The 16,894-nt window shown below is 43.2% G+C and carries 10 protein-coding genes; 4 read left to right on the forward strand and 6 right to left on the reverse strand.

Annotated elements, in window-relative coordinates; all coding sequences use genetic code 11:
- Positions 1-57: 57 nt before the first annotated feature.
- Positions 58-1,341: a BaiN/RdsA family NAD(P)/FAD-dependent oxidoreductase gene (locus tag ACHUET_RS01195; RefSeq protein ID WP_394209976.1), complete on the reverse strand. Its 1,284-nt coding sequence runs from the start codon at positions 1,339-1,341 to the stop codon at positions 58-60.
- Between the two features lie 427 nt (positions 1,342-1,768).
- On the opposite strand from ACHUET_RS01195, the gene acs reads away from it, so the two are divergent.
- The 3 genes from acs to pgsA all read left to right on the forward strand — a co-directional run bounded on the left by acs (position 1,769) and on the right by pgsA (position 6,480).
- Positions 1,769-3,730, forward strand: coding sequence for an acetate--CoA ligase (gene acs, locus ACHUET_RS01200; protein ID WP_394209978.1), 1,962 nt, complete (start codon positions 1,769-1,771; stop codon positions 3,728-3,730).
- A gap of 282 nt (positions 3,731-4,012) precedes the next feature.
- Positions 4,013-5,170, forward strand: a complete 1,158-nt coding sequence (locus tag ACHUET_RS01205) for an NAD(P)/FAD-dependent oxidoreductase (protein ID WP_394209979.1) — start codon at positions 4,013-4,015, stop codon at positions 5,168-5,170.
- Positions 5,171-5,799: 629 nt separating this feature from the next.
- Positions 5,800-6,480: a CDP-diacylglycerol--glycerol-3-phosphate 3-phosphatidyltransferase gene (pgsA, locus tag ACHUET_RS01210; protein WP_201601155.1), complete on the forward strand. Its 681-nt coding sequence runs from the start codon at positions 5,800-5,802 to the stop codon at positions 6,478-6,480.
- A gap of 100 nt (positions 6,481-6,580) precedes the next feature.
- On the opposite strand, the gene ACHUET_RS01215 is transcribed toward pgsA, so the two are convergent.
- Both ACHUET_RS01215 and ACHUET_RS01220 read right to left on the reverse strand, forming a co-directional pair.
- Complete coding sequence (locus ACHUET_RS01215; RefSeq protein WP_343828834.1) at positions 6,581-7,078, reverse strand: pyridoxamine 5'-phosphate oxidase family protein; 498 nt, start codon at positions 7,076-7,078, stop codon at positions 6,581-6,583.
- Between the two features lie 342 nt (positions 7,079-7,420).
- On the reverse strand, positions 7,421-7,915 hold the full coding sequence (locus tag ACHUET_RS01220; RefSeq protein ID WP_394209982.1) for a pyridoxamine 5'-phosphate oxidase family protein: 495 nt from the start codon (positions 7,913-7,915) through the stop codon (positions 7,421-7,423).
- A 443-nt stretch (positions 7,916-8,358) separates the two neighbouring features.
- Here ACHUET_RS01220 and purL point away from each other — a divergent pair, with 443 nt between their 5' ends.
- Positions 8,359-12,360 (forward strand): phosphoribosylformylglycinamidine synthase, encoded by a 4,002-nt coding sequence (purL, locus tag ACHUET_RS01225; protein WP_394209983.1) that lies wholly within the window; start codon positions 8,359-8,361, stop codon positions 12,358-12,360.
- A gap of 17 nt (positions 12,361-12,377) precedes the next feature.
- Here the strand turns inward: purL and ACHUET_RS01230 are convergent, their stop codons facing one another.
- The 3 genes from ACHUET_RS01230 to ACHUET_RS01240 form a co-directional block, all read right to left on the reverse strand.
- Positions 12,378-12,551 (reverse strand): hypothetical protein, encoded by a 174-nt coding sequence (locus ACHUET_RS01230; protein WP_394209985.1) that lies wholly within the window; start codon positions 12,549-12,551, stop codon positions 12,378-12,380.
- A gap of 69 nt (positions 12,552-12,620) precedes the next feature.
- A complete protein-coding gene (locus ACHUET_RS01235) occupies positions 12,621-14,435 on the reverse strand; it encodes a UvrD-helicase domain-containing protein (protein ID WP_394209987.1) in 1,815 nt (604 codons plus the stop codon).
- Positions 14,425-16,545: an ATP-dependent nuclease gene (locus ACHUET_RS01240; protein WP_394209989.1), complete on the reverse strand. Its 2,121-nt coding sequence runs from the start codon at positions 16,543-16,545 to the stop codon at positions 14,425-14,427. The genes ACHUET_RS01235 and ACHUET_RS01240 overlap by 11 nt, the downstream gene beginning before the upstream one ends.
- Between the last annotated feature and the right edge of the window lie 349 nt (positions 16,546-16,894).

Below are 16,894 nucleotides of genomic sequence, written 5' to 3' on the forward strand. Positions count from 1 at the left end.
CTATAGTAAAATGAACTTATGTCGTGTTTATTTTATGCTATCAAATGCGCCTGCTTCTTAAACGACCTCGCCACTAACAAAACCACTGGCCCATGCCCACTGAAAATTATAGCCGCCAAGCCAGCCTGTCACATCAAGTACCTCGCCGATGAAGTACAAGCCCTCTTGCAAATTGCTTTGCATGGTTTTTGAGGATACTTCGTCAGTTTTTACTCCGCCGCGTGTGACCTCCGCCGTACGGTAGCCTTCAGTACCAGAGGGCTTAAGCTGCCAGCCGTTGAGGGTAGCGCCAAGCTCTGTGAGTCGCTCATCTTTGATATTAGCAAGCTCGGTATCTTTGATATCGTCCCACAGCTGGGTTTGTAGTGCTGCCAATAGTTTTTTGGGTAGTGCATTGTCTGTGTTTTCTGCCAATACAGTACGGATCAGTTGGCGTGGGTGTGACTTTTTGCGGGCGAGCAAAATCTCGGTGACATCTACGTCGGGCAGTAGGTTAATGCTGATCGTCTCACCACTTTGCCAATAGTTCGATAGCTGTAGCATGGCAGGGCCAGAGAGCCCGCGATGGGTAAACAGTACAGGCAGTTTAAAAGAGATACGCTCGTTACTGGCAATGACTGGCAGGCTGATACCCGCTAAATTACGAATCAGCTCGCCTATTTTGTCCGTGAAGGTAAATGGTACGAGACTGGCATCGGTTGGTATCAGTGTATGCCCAAACTGCTGCGCTAGCTCATAGCCGATGCCGCTTGCGCCCATCGTTGGAATAGACAGACCACCAGTTGCCACGACTAGCGACTCACAGCTATAGCGCGTCTGTGAAGATTGACTCTCGCTGGCGAACTCTTTTTTGCCAAGTTTTTTGCTGGTCATTAGCTCAAACCGTTTGGCTTTATCATGGTCGGTCGTCTGTACATGATTGATCTGGGTGTTGAGCTTGACTTGCACACCGACAGCCGTACATTCATCAAGCAGCATAGTGAGGATATCTTGGGCAGAATCATCACAAAATAGCTGACCGTGTTCACGCTCATGGTAGGGAATCTGATGCGCCTCTACCATGCCGATAAATTCCCAGCTTGGGTAACGACTCAGTGCCGACTTACAAAAGTGAGGATTGGCACCGATGAAATGCTCAGGCTCGACGAAGTAATTGGTAAAATTACAACGACCACCACCGGACATCAAAATCTTTTTGCCCGCTTTATTGGCGTGGTCGATGACCAAAACGCGACGACCACGGCGACCTGCGGTAAGCGCACAATACAATCCTGAAGCGCCAGCGCCGACGATGATGACGTCATAGTGAGTAGAGGGTTGTGCATTGCGGTGATTAGTCATTGCGGTCTCGTAAAACAATAATTTTAAAAAAGGTGATAACAAAACCAATCGTATGTGTTAATAATACAGATCGGCGGTGTTGTCTAAAGCAGTATCGGTAGGGTAGCTATTGTCCATATTTCATTTGAGGTTACAAGGATTAAATGTGATATCCGATGAGCTGTGATGTGACATCTGCATATCAACAGCACTCTTGATTGCGATGTTGCAATAATTCTTGCCAATAACCGCTCCTATCAATCACCAAGTATACAGATGTACAGCGAAATTGTTATGATTGGCTGTTGATGCCTTGCAACCGACACGCTTATTTGTCAAACTATCGCTGAGTGTCACGCATTATGGAAGATGACTCTTATTGCCTACATAGGTAGTCGTTATAGACGATTATCTGTATAGGTCATAATAATTAAAAAGGACCAATACTATGACCCAGAAATCATTTCCAATCTCAGCCGAGTTTATGGCTGCTGCCAATACCACCCCTGAAAAGTATCTCGAAGACTACAACCAATCTATCGAATCAACCGAAGCAAATGATGCGTTTTGGGCGAAGCGTGCTGAGCTGATCGATTGGATAAAGAAACCGACTAAAGTCAGTAATGTCAATTATGACTTAGACAATTTTAATATTAAATGGTTTGAAGATGGTGAGCTGAATATCTCAGTAAACTGTCTAGATCGCCATCTTGAAGACAATCCCTATAAGCCTGCCATTATCTGGGAAGGGGATCACCCTTCATTACACAAGATTATTTCTTTTAAAGAATTACATGAAGCCGTTTGTCGTCTGGGCAATTCGCTACGCAAGCTTGGCGTTGGCAAAGGCGATCGTGTCACGTTATATATGCCGATGATACCAGAAGCCATGGTGTCGATGCTGGCCTGTGCACGTATTGGCGCGGTGCATTCTGTGGTATTTGGTGGATTTTCTGCCGAGAGTCTAGGCAACCGCTTGATAGACAGCCGCTCAAAAGTCGTTATTACGGCTGATGAAGGTTTACGTGGTGGCAAACATACACCGCTCAAAGCCAATGTCGATCATGCACTAGAGATGGATGGAACTGACAGTGTCGAAAAAGTCATCGTCGTTCACCGCACAGGTAACTCTATCCCAATGAGTGGTCGCCGCGATGTCTGGTATCACAATCTCGTTGATGGGCAATCAGAGATCTGTGAGCCTGAAGTGATGAATGCCGAAGATCCATTATTCTTACTATATACCTCTGGCTCAACAGGCAAACCCAAAGGCGTCGTGCATACAACAGGGGGTTATATTACTTATGCCTTGTCTACCTTCCGTGACGTTTTTGATGTCAAAGAAGATGACGTCTATTGGTGTACAGCAGATGTCGGCTGGATCACCGGTCATACCTACTCAACGTATGCACCGCTTGCGAATGGTACAACCACGGTTATGTTTGAAGGCGTACCAGAGCATCCAACATGGGCACGTATCGGACACATCATCGACAAGCATGACGTGACTATTTTATATACCGCCCCGACCGCCATTCGAGCGATGATGAAAGAGGGTGATGCCTTTGTACGCGAGTCGGATCGCTCAAGCCTACGCTTGCTTGGTTCGGTCGGTGAGCCGATCAATCCAGAAGCATGGGACTGGTACTATCACGTCGTTGGTGATGGCAAGTGTCCTATTGTTGATACGTGGTGGCAGACCGAGACAGGCGGTATTTTGATGGCACCTATCCCAGGTACTGTCGATCTTAAGCCGGGCGCCGCGATGACGCCACTATATGGTATTAAACCTGAAGTCATAAATGCCGAAGGCGCAATCATAGAAGGCGCTGCTGAAGGCAACTTGGTCATCAGTAGTGGTTGGCCTGGGCAAATGCGTACGATCTACAATGACCATCCGCGCTTTTTGAAAACCTATTTTAGCGATTATCCCGGTCATTATTTCACAGGTGATGGGGCGCAGCGTGATGAAGATGGACATTATTGGATCACAGGACGTGTGGATGACGTATTGAACGTCTCAGGGCATCGCTTAGGAACTGCAGAGATTGAGAGCGCCTTGGTTGCTCATCCGGCTACTGCCGAGGCCGCAATTGTCGGTATGCCGCATGAGATTCGCGGAACTGGCATCTGTGCCTTCATCATTCTAAAGTCTGGCGAAGAAAAAACAGACGATCTAAAAGCGGAGCTAAAACGTCACGTGCGTGCTGAGATTGGTCCGATTGCGACCTTAGATGCCATTTATATGGTTGAAGCGTTACCAAAGACGCGCTCAGGAAAGATTATGCGCCGTATCTTGCGTAAGCTGGCAGAAGGTCAGTATGTCGGACTGGGCGACTTATCCACGTTGGCGGACAGCTCAGTGATTAATGATCTGGTCGAACAGGTTAAAGCTAGTCGCGGAGAGTAGGTTGATGAATGGATATGCATTGTTGAAGAAGTAATTTAAACCTAACCTTTAACACTTGCCTAACATTAGTGCCTACCGATCGAAATAGAACAAAAGCCATGTTATCGTGAATAGCATGGCTTTTTTACGTAGACGATATTGATATTGCGGCGTTTTAACGGTTCAATATCAATAACAAATTTACATAGCTATCGATATATTAAATGCCCGCCGTATAACAGATCGTTTTGCCATTTATAAATGGTAGCGACTCATCAATACTCGATAAGGTTTACTGTCATTATGACTGATCATACTTTGCTCTCAACGGATAAATCCTCGCCAAAAATCGCTATCATTGGTGGTGGTCTGACAGGACTGCTAACCGCGACACTACTAGAGCGCGCCTCAAATCAGACACATGGACTACCCAATACACCGCAAATCACTATCTTTGAAAAGTCACGTAGTGTTGGCCGGTTAGCGACGCGCTATCGTACCGACAGTGATACAGGTAAAAACTGGCAATGGGCATTTGGCGCACAGTTCTTTACGGCAAAGACTGCTAGTTTCCAGCAGTTTATTGCCCCGTGGTTAGATACTGGGCTGCTACAGCCATGGTGTGCCAACGTGGTCGAGTTAACGCCAGCGAATGATAATGGCCACGCGCCCGATATTCAAAGCAAAGAGCAATGGGATACCGTACATGCGCGCTATATCAGCACACCAAAAATGTCCAGTTGGGGACGTGAGTTAGCCGCTGGGCTTGAGCACACAAATATAGTGTTTAAAACGCGTGTGGCTCCGCTTGATGAGCATGCCACTCACTCAAATGATAAAAAAACTGAGCTATTTGATGAGACAGGGGAGAGCCTCGGATGGTTTGACTGGGTCATTTGTACTGCACCAAACGGTCAGGCAGTAGAGCTGATGGCAGACAGTGGGTTTAGTCAGCAAGATAACATCACCCAGCCGCAGATGCAGGCCTGCTATACGCTGATGCTAGGTTGGGACAATGCCCAAGAATTACCTGAAACATTGAACTCTCAAACAGCACCGCAGTGGGATGTTGCTTATTTGAATAGTGAGGTACTCGATAGAATATTTATTGAACATCATAAACCTGCTCATGATGAGCTATTACCAAGCATCACCATTCATGCGCGTAATGACTGGTCACAAGCTCACGTCGATGATGATCTGGAGACAGTCAAAGCCGCGTTATTAATGGCAGCGCAGCAAGCCTTAAACTGGAATGACGACAGCGCCCCTAGCCAAACAGATTGTCATCGTTGGCGTTATGCGGCTACTATAATAGATACAGATACTAAAGAGCTAGGTATCTTAGTCGATGAAACCAGACAGTGGATTGTCAGTGGCGACTGGTGCGCACGCGGCAATATCGAAAGCTGCTATCAGGTGGCGCAGCAAACCGTTGAGGCGATCTATAAGACAAGATAACGGTGCTGCGATGGTCTGTCAGCATCGCTGATTTATAACTGAGATGTAAAGATAATTTTTATCCCATGTGAGAGGCTATCGTATCAGTAAAAAGGCAAAAAAAGGCCCACAGAGGAGGTGCTGTGGGCTGAGGAAAACGGGCTGTGCAGATTGGTCACAAGTTCCGTGGTCGTGATTTATTATAGTTATTGGCTTTCTATACACTTATTTATTAGGGCAATAATAACCAATACAATAGGTACATATATTTGCTTACATATTTAAGTGTACAAGTGTTTTGTGACAGTTGCTATCATAACCCGACTGACTGCTATTTGGCTGTTTTGGTTACAGTATATTACGTTATAAAAATACTAAACCGTATAATCAATGCATCAAGCTTTTATTTGGCTAGTAATCTATTTAAGTAGTAAGTAATACGCCATTAAATCAATGGTAACGTCTTAGCGTTTTTTACTATTAATCTCGATAAAAGCACTCAATGTTTTCAAGAAATTATATCGATATGACAAGAGACATCTGATATTGATACCTTTGGTGACTCAATCGCTGCAGAGATGGCATGACGGCTTGCCGGAAAAATGCTAAGCTATCTGCCATTATTATGTCTATATTAAACTGGGTTTGCCATGACTGAGAGCACGCATTTGCATACGCAGGAGCCGTCAAGTTCGCAAAATACCAAAAGTATTTTCAACTTGCCCAATAATCTTACGATTGCTCGTATCTTGATGATTCCGTTGTTTGTTGCAATTGCTTACTGGCCGCCTGCTATGGGTATAGGCTTGCCTGCAATCTCAGACAATGTCATTGCGCGAGTGGGGATGAGTGAGTTTAGCGATAGCCTATTGCGCCATTTATTATTAACCAGTGTTTTTATCATTGCGGCGATTACCGATTGGCTTGATGGGTACTTCGCTCGTAAATTAAATGTCATGTCAGCGTTTGGGCGTTTTTTGGATCCTGTCGCTGACAAATTAATGGTAGCCGTTGCACTGATCGTTCTTGTGCAGTGGCATCCCAATATTATCATGGCAATCGCTGCGATCGTCATCATCTCACGTGAGATCGCTGTATCCGCATTGCGCGAGTGGATGGCAGAGCTGGGCAAAAGCACCAGCGTCGCCGTGTCCTATGTCGGTAAGCTAAAAACGACGTTTCAAATGGTGGCTATTACGGTGCTCTTATTGAACTGGGAGTCGCTTGAGACGATCGGTTATGCGCTGATGGTCGCTGCTGTTATATTGACACTTTGGTCAATGATGATTTATCTCAAAGCAGCTTGGCCGTACCTAAAGCAAAGTGGCTAATAGTGAGACAAACAATCATAACCTGCACAAAAAAACGCCAGTGGCTCATGCGACTGGCGTTTTTTATTTGTCTATTCTTACTGTTTTAACGACTAAATCATTACAGCTCTATCGAAAAATTCTCACCCAAGCTTTTTTCAATGGCAGTATCGGTGACTGCCGCCGCCGCCATTTTGACAGCGCTGGTGATGGCATTACCATTCGCCCAGTACTCAGCGCCATGCGGGGTAACTTTGATTAGCTGAACGCGTGGGTCCTCTTTGCCTTTTTCAAAATACGCATTGTACATAGGCGACCACAACTCATTGAGTTTTTCTTCGTCTTCAACCAGCTCGGCTGTACCAGCGATAGAGAGATATTTTTTGCCATCTTCACTGACGTAGGCCAAGTTCACTTCTGGGTTCTTTTCAATACTGCTCACGGTTTCGCAAGGGCTGTGACCAATAAACCAAATTTCTTTTGCGCCGATACTGGTTTCAGTGGTATTCATCGGGCAAGAGTGTAGATGGTTTTCATCATTACGAGTGGTCATCATGGTGTATTTGATGTCTTTTACCATTTCTTGGATGGTGTCCATTTGTTGTTGCTTGCTCATCATAGTTATCCTTTACTATTTAAAATTTGGAGTAAAAATTATTATTCGGTAAGTGTGACCTAGAGTACTAATAAGGTGGTCAATGATGCCTATTAACAGTTATCAATATAGCGATATCACCTAATAGAACGATACAGCTGGTCTGTAATACCCTGTGAAAGTTTGTAATTGTCTGCGTGATTTTATTCAGTAGATGATTTATCAATCAAAAAATACTGTTTAAAAATAGCCTTACCAAAAATAAGGCAATAAAAAACGCCAATAAACCGAGGTATATTGACGTTTTGGGCGACTCATTGACCGTAGGCTTATCTGAGCTAAATCGAGTTATATGTTACTTCTAAACTATAGCGATACTTCAAACTGCTCGCCGATGTCTTCAGCTGTTTTGCCATCTTGTAGCGCGGCGGCTGCCGTTTTGAACATGTTGATGGTAGAGCTACCGCCTAACCAGCACTCAACGCCATGCGGGACGACTTTGATTAGCTGTACGTTTGGATCTTCTTTACCATGCTCAAAAAACGCATTGTAGACTGGTGACCACAGTTCTTCTAATTTGTTTTTATCCGTTGGTAACTCAGCGTTAGCGCTTACAGAGACATAATCTTTCTCGTCTTTAGAAGCATAAGACAAGCCAATTTTTTGATTGTTCTGGATGTCTTTGACGACGTCTGATGTTTTGTCACCGATGAACCAAATCTCTTTACCACCGATACTCGCTTCGCTGGTTGTCATTGGCCAGGCATGTACGTCACCTTTACTATTGACCGTGCTTAACATCGCAAATTTTACGTCTTTGATAACGTCTTGGATTTTGTCGATTTGTTCTTGCTTATTCATAGAAGATTTCCTTTTCTTTATAGTGATTAGGTGGTTAATTATTTGTAGTAATCATTTTTATTCAAGGTAGATGTAATTCGTCTCTTAAAAAACATCGCCTCAACAACTGGAATTAGAATACCGAGTTATGCCTCTACATTTATATAGGTGCCCAGTAATGCGATGTGAGTGTTTGTAAGGAGTATGAGGGTTAGGTAAAAATTGTGATATCAGGCATCAAAATAATGAGGTCTGAAATGAGGTCTAGGAAGTATCGAAGCAAAACTATAGTGAACAATAGGTCGACTAGACTTGGCATTTAGCACATATGTGATGCTGACAGAAGACAACTTGTCGGCAATTTATCTTGGTTTAGACCTGCTTATTACAGGTCTTCTTGTTATAATACCCAGACCATTTACTTAGCATTGCAGAGATGCCTTGATCTTACGGATTATGCCTTTATGATGACCATCGCCGGACAACCGTTTCTTACCGATTTTCAGACGCAGCAACTCATCAGTCAGTTCCAGCAAAAAACCGAGCTAAATGTTAGTCAAATAAGTACTCAGCAAGTCTATGTGTTATCACGAGAGCTATCTGGTGATGAGCATAAAAAAGCGCTAGATCTACTGGCGGTTGACCCATCAACAACGTTAGCGGCGCCGCAAGACAATCAACGTCAAGTCATCGTTGGGCCACGTTTCGGCACCATCTCACCATGGGCAAGTAAAGCAATCGATATCTTTAATAACTGTGAGGTCGAGATTAACCGCGTTGAGCGTGTCGTTGTTTATACACTAACAATCGATGGTGAAGCGGGCGAAAAACTACCAGTAGACGCTGAGCAGTTGTTGTTTGACCGTATGACTCAGAGCTTGGTTTATGACTTGAGCGATGTGAATAAATTGTTTGACGATCAAGCGCCAGCCTCACTCAATCATATCGATGTGATTGGGCAAGGTCAGTCAGCGCTAGAGTCGGCCAATACAGAATTCGGTTTTGCATTATCCAGCGAAGATATCGATTATCTGATGAATGCGTACGTCAATGAATTAGGTCGCAATCCAACTGACGTTGAGCTGATGATGTTTGCACAGGCCAACTCAGAGCATTGCCGTCATAAGATCTTTAATGCTCAGTGGACCGTTGATGGGGAAGTGCAGCCAAAATCACTGTTCCAAATGATCAAAAACACTTACCAGTCGAACCCACAAGGTATCTTGTCAGCCTATAAAGACAACGCTGCTGTGATGGCTGGGTCTGATGGTATGCGTTTTTACCCTATCCCAACGGACGCGATGGATGCTGATTCAATCCATCCTTACGGATTCCATCAAGAAGACATCGATATCTTGATGAAAGTTGAGACACACAATCACCCAACGGCAATTGCCCCGTATTCAGGCGCGGCGACTGGTTCTGGCGGTGAGATTCGTGACGAAGGTGCAACAGGTCGCGGCGGTAAGCCAAAAGCGGGTCTAGCAGGCTTCCACGTGTCGCATCTGCATATTCCAGAGCTGGCTGAGAAATGGGAGCAGTCAGGTCAGCTGAGCACGCAAGCGTATGGTACGCCAGATCGTATGGCAACCAGCCTTGAGATTATGACCGAAGCGCCATTAGGCAGTGCCAACTTCTCAAACGAGTTTGGTCGTCCTAACTTATGCGGTTACTTCCGCAGCTTTCAGCTAGATACCTCTGCGGCAAAAGACGGTAGCGAGATGCGCGGCTATCACAAGCCAATTATGCTGGCAGGTGGTTACGGCAATATCAAACGCAACTTGATTGAAAAAAATACGATTAAAAAAGGCGATTTGCTCATCGTCCTTGGTGGCCCTGCGATGCAAATCGGTCTGGGCGGCGGTGCAGCCTCATCGGTCGATAGTGGCGAGCTTGATGAAGGCTTGGACTTTGCTTCAGTCCAGCGCGACAATGCTGAGATGGAGCGTCGTTGCCAAGAAGTCATCGATCGCTGCTGGGCGCTAGCTGGTGATGATGTAGACGCCAGTAATAACAGTAAAGACGGCAACCCAATTGTCTCACTACATGATGTAGGAGCTGGTGGTCTGTCTAATGCGATGCCAGAATTGGTCAATGACCATGAAATGGGCGCGCATCTGAACTTGCGTAAGATTCCATCGTTAGAAGCTGGCATGTCGCCAATGGCGATCTGGTCAAACGAAGCGCAAGAGCGTTATGTGCTGGCGATTCGTCCAGAGAGCAAAGATCAGTTTGACGCCATCTGTGCCCGTGAGCGTTGCCCGTATGCTATCTTGGGCGAGGCGACGGATATCCGTCAGCTAATCGTTGATGATGAGCTATTGGACGAGCAACCAGTCGATATGCCGATGCAAGTACTGCTCGGCGGTACACCAAAAATGCAGCGTAGCTTTGATCGTCAAGAGAGTACATTGCCAGCATTAGAGCTTGGCGAAGTTAATTTAGCCGAATCAATTACGGATGTATTGCGTCACCCAACCGTCGCTAGCAAATCATTCTTGATTAGTATTGGCGATCGCTCTATCACGGGTATGGTCGTGCGTGATCAGTATGTGGGTCGCTATCAAGTGCCTGTATCAGATTGCGCGGTGACGGCGTCAGGCTTAGTGGCGTTAGATGGTCAGCCAATGACTGGTGAAGCCATGAGTGTCGGCGAACGTACACCTGTTGCGCTGATCAATCCAAAAGCCTCTGCCCGTCTGGCAGTGGGTGAAGCAATTACTAATATCGCGGGCGCGCGTATCGCTCAGTTGTCTGATATCACCATGTCAGCGAACTGGATGGCCGCCTGTGGTGATGATGCAGAAGATGCGGCACTATTCGATGCGGTACATGCAATCGGCGAAGAGCTATGTCCAGCACTCGGTATCGCTATCCCAGTCGGTAAAGACTCGCTATCGATGCGTGCTAACTGGAGTGATGAAGAGGGCGCTGATAAATCAGTCGTATCGCCAATGAGTTTGGTCGTCACTGCGTTTGCCCCTGTCGTTGACGTGGCAAAAACGCTAACCCCTGAGCTAATCAATGGCGACAGCGCGTTCTACCGTATTGACTTGTCAAAAGGCAAATTGCGTCTAGGCGGCTCAATCCTTGCGCAAACGCTAAGCCAGCTCGGTAACGACTGCCCAGATCTTGCGCAGCCAAGCGACTTGATCGACTTCTTTAACTTTGTGCAAGCGGGTAACGAGCAAGGCGTCATTAGTGCCTATCATGATATCGGTGATGGCGGTCTGCTAGCGACTATTGCTGAGATGCAGTTCACCAGCCGTCAAGGTATCAAGCTGTCATTGAATGATGACAACTTACTCGGTCAGCTGTTCAGTGAAGAGCTGGGTGCGGTCATCCAAGTATTGCCAGAGAACGTCGCGGCTCTAATGCAGTTGGCAGAAGAGTTTAACGTTGCTGATATGCTGAGCCTCGTTGGTCAAAGCTCTGAAGAAGACAGCCTGCTGATTCAAACGCCAACGCTCATGGGCGATGATACTTTACGCTTTAGCCGTACTGAATTACAGCAGGCGTGGACTCAGGTCAGCTATCAAATCGCTCGCCGCCGTGATAACCCAGCGTGCGTACAGCAAGAGTATGACTTGATTAGCGACGCGAGCCATAAAGGCCTCATCGCTGCGCCAAACTTTGATCTGAATCAAAAAGTGGAAGCGCCTTATGTAAATAGCCGCGCTGATGCTAATAACAGCCAACCAAGAGTCGCTATCCTGCGCGAGCAAGGTGTCAACGGTCAGACAGAAATGGCAGCAGGCTTTACCCAAGCTGGCTTTGAAGCGGTAGACGTCCACATGAGTGATCTACTCAGTGGTCGCATCAACCTACGTGACTTCGATGGTCTGGTCGCTTGTGGTGGCTTTAGTTATGGTGATGTACTCGGCGCAGGCTCTGGCTGGGCGAACTCTATCTTGTTCCATGACGAGCTACGCATGCAGTTTGTCCGCTTCTTCGCTCGTCCTGATACCTTTAGCTTGGGTGTCTGTAACGGCTGTCAGATGATGGCACAGCTCAAAGACCTGATCCCAGGGGCGGAAAACTTCCCACGCTTCGTCGCTAACAAATCAGCACGTTTTGAAGCGCGTACCGTCAACGTGAAAGTTGAGCGTACCAAGTCGATCCTGTTCAAAGGTATGCAAGACAGTATCTTGCCAATCGCGGTGGCGCATGGTGAAGGCTATGCCACGCTGGACAATACCGAGATCGACGGTATGGCAAACCACGGTCAGCTCGCCATGCGTTATGTCGATAGCCAAGGTCATCCAACTGAGACCTATCCGCTCAATCCAAACGGTTCGCTCGGCGGTGTCACGGGTCTGTGTAGCACCGACGGTCGCGTCACTATCATGATGCCGCATCCTGAGCGTAATCTAAAAGCGTATAACCACAGCTGGAAATCAGAAGAATGGGACGAGGACGGCGCGTGGATGCGTATGTTCCGTAACGCGCGCGCTTGGTTGCGCTAGGAAAATTTGAATTAATCTTAGATAATAAAAAAGCTGGGCTTCGGCTCACCTTTTTTGTGTTTGGGGTTTGGATTTTTGAGAGGTAGGGGAGCTATTTCCCGCCTTCCACTTGTATCTACCAGTCTAGGCGCGGCGATGGCTACGGTTTGGGTCGTCGCTTGCTTCGCGTCGACACCCCAAAACCTAGCCATCGCAACTCGCCCAAACTATCAGGATACCGCTACAGTCGGGGCTAAACCGCACCTCCGAATAACCATCGTTTATTGATTAAGAATAACCTCTTCTTCAGTAAACCAGTTTTCAGAAACAACATAGTCTTTAACAGCTTGTGGATTTTCCGAATAGACAACAATAGCTAAGCTTTCTTTAGCCCGACTACAAATAACGTAGAATAGACGTCGTGTTCTGTCTAAGACTGACTCTTTACTTTGCTCTATATTACTTTTATCAGTGTCTGACAATAGTACTGCCCCAAGCATTTTTTCATATTTAAAAAGGAAACCACCAGACTCTGAATCATTTAAGATAGCTAGAACTCTAGGATATTCTAGTCCTTTTACACTTTGATGAGTAGAAAACCCTAGTTCATTACTATCGTATTTAAGATATTCTATTAATTCTAAATAGGGTGCTTCAATAGTTTCTTTCCACGCATTTAGTGAGTTAGAGGTGTTCTGTTCATTACTGTCTAAATCAAAGCACGCTAATAGTTTTTCTGGGACTTCAAGTAATTCACTCTGGTTTATTAAAACCAAAATATCTTTAATGGATTGTTGATTTAGATCTAGATTTAAAATGAACTCATCAAGACTATGGCTAACTTGTCTGATTATAGCTGAAGTAAGTAATTCACTATTTTGCATACGCGGACAGTAAGTCTCTAAGATGCGCATTATAGTAAAGTCATCTCTTTCAGAAATAGCGTCAATCAATGGTTTAAGTTGTTCTTTTAAAAAGCTAATAATTGATCCAGTTCCCTGCAATAGGCTATCTTTAGTATTAGAGTTTTTACTAAGAGGTTCAAAAAAAGCTAAAAATCCTGCCCTTTTTGCTAACATTTTGTGCTCAAGCACAAGAGTTCGAATGTCATCTTGCCATTTTTCATCATCGCAAATCTCATTCATTTGATTCTTAACTGATTGTTCAAACTGTGTTGCATCACTGCTTTCCCTATCTGTTATAAATAGTCTAACAATGCCATTACTCAGTTCTTTATCAGTGGGTGCAGTCTGCTGTAATTCATCTGTGAGCATTCTGACTTTATTAACGAGCTCTCTGACACGATTAGGGCAGCGATAGTTGTCAGTTTTTGAAGGTGTTTTCCAATTAACTGGCAAATTTTCAATAATATCAGTATAGCCATCGGAATATATACGTTGCATCAAGTCACCGAACAGGCCTATCGTAATTTGTTCGGGTAGTTGTTCTTGAGTTTTAATTATTGCTTGTAGTAAGTCTTTTTGAGTATCTTGGCACTCATCAATGAATATGATGGGGAATTGATTTGCTACAATCTTACGCATTAACTCATGTTGATTTAAAAAGTGCGCGCATATTTGGATAACATCAGTATGATTTAACGTACCTTTTCCAAATAGCTGTTGGGTTGCACTATAAATAAAATCATTTATCGAATTTAATTCATCTAATTCTGTTTGCTTTTTCTGTCTATTAGCTTCATGTTTAGCTCGAGTAGTATCATTTCGTGCATTGTTTACTTGATCTTCAAGTTTAGTTACTTGCTCTATTAATTTAATTGTCTTCCAACTTCTTATATCTTCTGTAAAAGGCTTTATTAGCTCCCAAGCGAAACTATGAATCGTTGAAATAGTGAACAAAGAGTCATGCTTGAGCCTATGCTGTATTTCATCACATGCTGTATTTGTATAAGTAATAACTGCTACTTTTTGACCTCTTATCAACATTTCATCTTTTTTCATCTTTTTAATTTGTTGCAATAAGTTGACCAGTGTTCGAGTTTTACCAGAACCTGCACCAGCAAATAATAAAAAACTGTTTTTAGACTCAATGTATTCATAAATCTGGCTGTCAACGCCAGTTAATTCAAAGTTCATTGAGTTCTCCAATAGGTATATTAGCCAACTCATTAGCCAACCAATTTAATCCTTCATCAATGTAGTTCGGTACAATTAGCTTTTCTATTTCAACCTCATATAATATATTTAATGCCATAACAGCCTTTGTACCTGACAGAGCATTAAACATTGCTTCGCAGGCGTTATCAAGAGTGTCCGCATGTGTAGCATCACACATTTTTTTGAGCATACCAATAAAATCTTCGCTCTTAGATTTGAATAAATTAAAGTTTGATAAAACTAGTGCGTCTTCAAAGGTGTATGGAATGGCTTTTTGTGGTGAACCTTCATCAAATTCGACATCAATTTCTATTTGATAGGCAATTCTTGACTTTCTAACCACCTTATTTTCTTTATCTAAGTCTAAAACACTATCTAAATCTCGATTATCTAATTCGAGCCAATGCGTTAACTCATCACAGTTTGAGGTATAATTTTTCCCTCTTTTAGGCCTATCTTTCTCATTGTTTGTGTCCTTTGAATCTAAGTCAGTAATCACTAAGGTTGGTAAACCTAAGGCATCAATCAGAGGTTTGAATTTATGAGCATATGCACCACCGACTTCTAAAATAGAAAGGTATTTTGACGTTAACTCAGGGTATTTCTCAATAATGAAATGGGGTATTAGCATCCTTTCCGCTGAGCCTTCGACCATTATTATTGCATCTGCAAAAAATAAATCACAATGCATGACTCTAAGATAACGTGAAACGAATTTTTTAGTCTTTTTAGCGTCTTGGTCTCCCTCTGAAAATACTTTTGATAAACCAATAGTTTCTGAACAAGGGTAGTTGTCATCAGTCTTTTTTCTTTTGAAGTATGTTAGGGTATCAAAACCTGATTCATGAGCAATATAGCTAGAATGGGTGCTAATTATTAAATGCGTAGTAAAGCCATCTGGTGCACCACTATCTAAAATTGTGTACGAATTCCTAATAAATATTTGCTGAGCCTGAGAATGTAAGTGTGCTTCTGGTTCTTCTATCAAAACTAAATGTATAGGTTCAACGATATTATTTTCATTTATTGGATCTTTAGCTTTGTTCTTTTTCAACCATTCGTCTCTAAACTTTAGTAATTGAAAGAATATAAAGATGAGATTTCTATATCCCAGTCCATTGTGTCTTTCTGGCAACTCATGACCTGTCTGCAAAGCATTTTGGGTACTAAACAATAGAGTAGTATTCTGTTTAAGAATTGATGATGTATCTATTTCGCTTTTTAGAGTAATGCTAGGATCGCCATGACTACTTGGATAGCCTAACTTGCTCAGCTCCGTCATCAAATCTGCAAAGTCTTCATTAAGTTGAGTACTGAATTTGCATTGAAGTTCTTCTACTTGTCTTAGAGCTGTTATGTCATCAGGAGTCGGAGAAGTTTTAGGATTTATATGCTTATCGTAGTAAGAGCCTAAATGTTGCGATAAACTTGTCGCGGTTGAACTTTGATCATCAGAATCATCGAAGCCTCTTTGAGCAGGTACAATACTAACTTTAAATATTCCATTAAAAGGATATTTAGATAGTTTTTTGAAGTTTCCGGTTGCTGTATTTGAGTCCAAAAGATATGCTTGAATACTAAAAAAAGTATTTAAATTATTACCAATTTTGAGGAATCCCCACAGATTCCTAGGGAAAAGTAAGTCGTCAGCATCAGTTAATAAGGAGTTGATAGAGTCAACGTATTCATTGAACTTCTGTTTCAATATATCAACGTCGTTAGGTTCAAAAATTAATCTTATTGAAATCTCTTCATTATTCCAGCTCAATGACGGTATTATATGTTTGATTTTGGGTAGATCACTATCTTGAATGTCGTCCAAAGATATCTCTAATGTTGGACAGAAATTTTGAATTTCATCTATAGACCAAGCAACAGAAAAATTATCTATAAGATTGATTTTATTTAAGGGAAAGTCAGTAACTTTAAACCTTTTTTCATTATTACCCAAAAAAGCCATTAGACAATACATGGCTGATGTTTTACCGCTGTTGTTGGCTCCAACGAATAGAGTAGTCTTATCAAAAATTGATATAGTACAGTCTTCCAATTTTCGAAAGTTTTTGATATTTATTTTACTTATTTGCATTTTTTAAGCTTCCTTTCCATAGATAAGCGTTTTGATATTACTAATTCTAACTTCCTTATTCCCTGCAAGGATCATACAAAAAAAATCTTCTTATACAACTATAACTATATTTAAAAAAATGGTCTATTTTTATCCAACTATTTATATTTCAAACGCTATTTACTATTTTTCTAAGCTTCAGCAATCAACTCATGAATCTTAGCACTTTTTCTTAACACGCAAGCATCAAATGCAGACAGAGTTTCAGATTTCTATTTTCCTGCGCTTCACTATCTTTTTCTTCTAGATATCTTTGCAGATGATCTTGTTCGGAATTACTCATCGTTTATCTCTCTTATTATTTTCTAAT

The sequence above is a fragment of the Psychrobacter piscatorii genome, assembly GCF_043641605.1.
Lineage (GTDB): Bacteria > Pseudomonadota > Gammaproteobacteria > Pseudomonadales > Moraxellaceae > Psychrobacter > Psychrobacter piscatorii_C.

Excerpts from the sequence above, each read along its gene's own strand:
- ACHUET_RS01195 (WP_394209976.1), bottom strand. The coding sequence starts at position 1,341 with ATGACTAATCACCGCAATGCACAACCCTCTACTCACTATGACGTCATC.
- acs (WP_394209978.1), top strand. The coding sequence starts at position 1,769 with ATGACCCAGAAATCATTTCCAATCTCAGCCGAGTTTATGGCTGCTGCC.
- ACHUET_RS01205 (WP_394209979.1), top strand. The coding sequence starts at position 4,013 with ATGACTGATCATACTTTGCTCTCAACGGATAAATCCTCGCCAAAAATC.
- pgsA (WP_201601155.1), top strand. The coding sequence starts at position 5,800 with ATGACTGAGAGCACGCATTTGCATACGCAGGAGCCGTCAAGTTCGCAA.
- ACHUET_RS01215 (WP_343828834.1), bottom strand. The coding sequence starts at position 7,078 with ATGATGAGCAAGCAACAACAAATGGACACCATCCAAGAAATGGTAAAA.
- ACHUET_RS01220 (WP_394209982.1), bottom strand. The coding sequence starts at position 7,915 with ATGAATAAGCAAGAACAAATCGACAAAATCCAAGACGTTATCAAAGAC.
- purL (WP_394209983.1), top strand. The coding sequence starts at position 8,359 with ATGATGACCATCGCCGGACAACCGTTTCTTACCGATTTTCAGACGCAG.
- ACHUET_RS01230 (WP_394209985.1), bottom strand. The coding sequence starts at position 12,551 with ATGGCTAGGTTTTGGGGTGTCGACGCGAAGCAAGCGACGACCCAAACC.
- ACHUET_RS01235 (WP_394209987.1), bottom strand. The coding sequence starts at position 14,435 with ATGAACTTTGAATTAACTGGCGTTGACAGCCAGATTTATGAATACATT.
- ACHUET_RS01240 (WP_394209989.1), bottom strand. The coding sequence starts at position 16,545 with ATGCAAATAAGTAAAATAAATATCAAAAACTTTCGAAAATTGGAAGAC.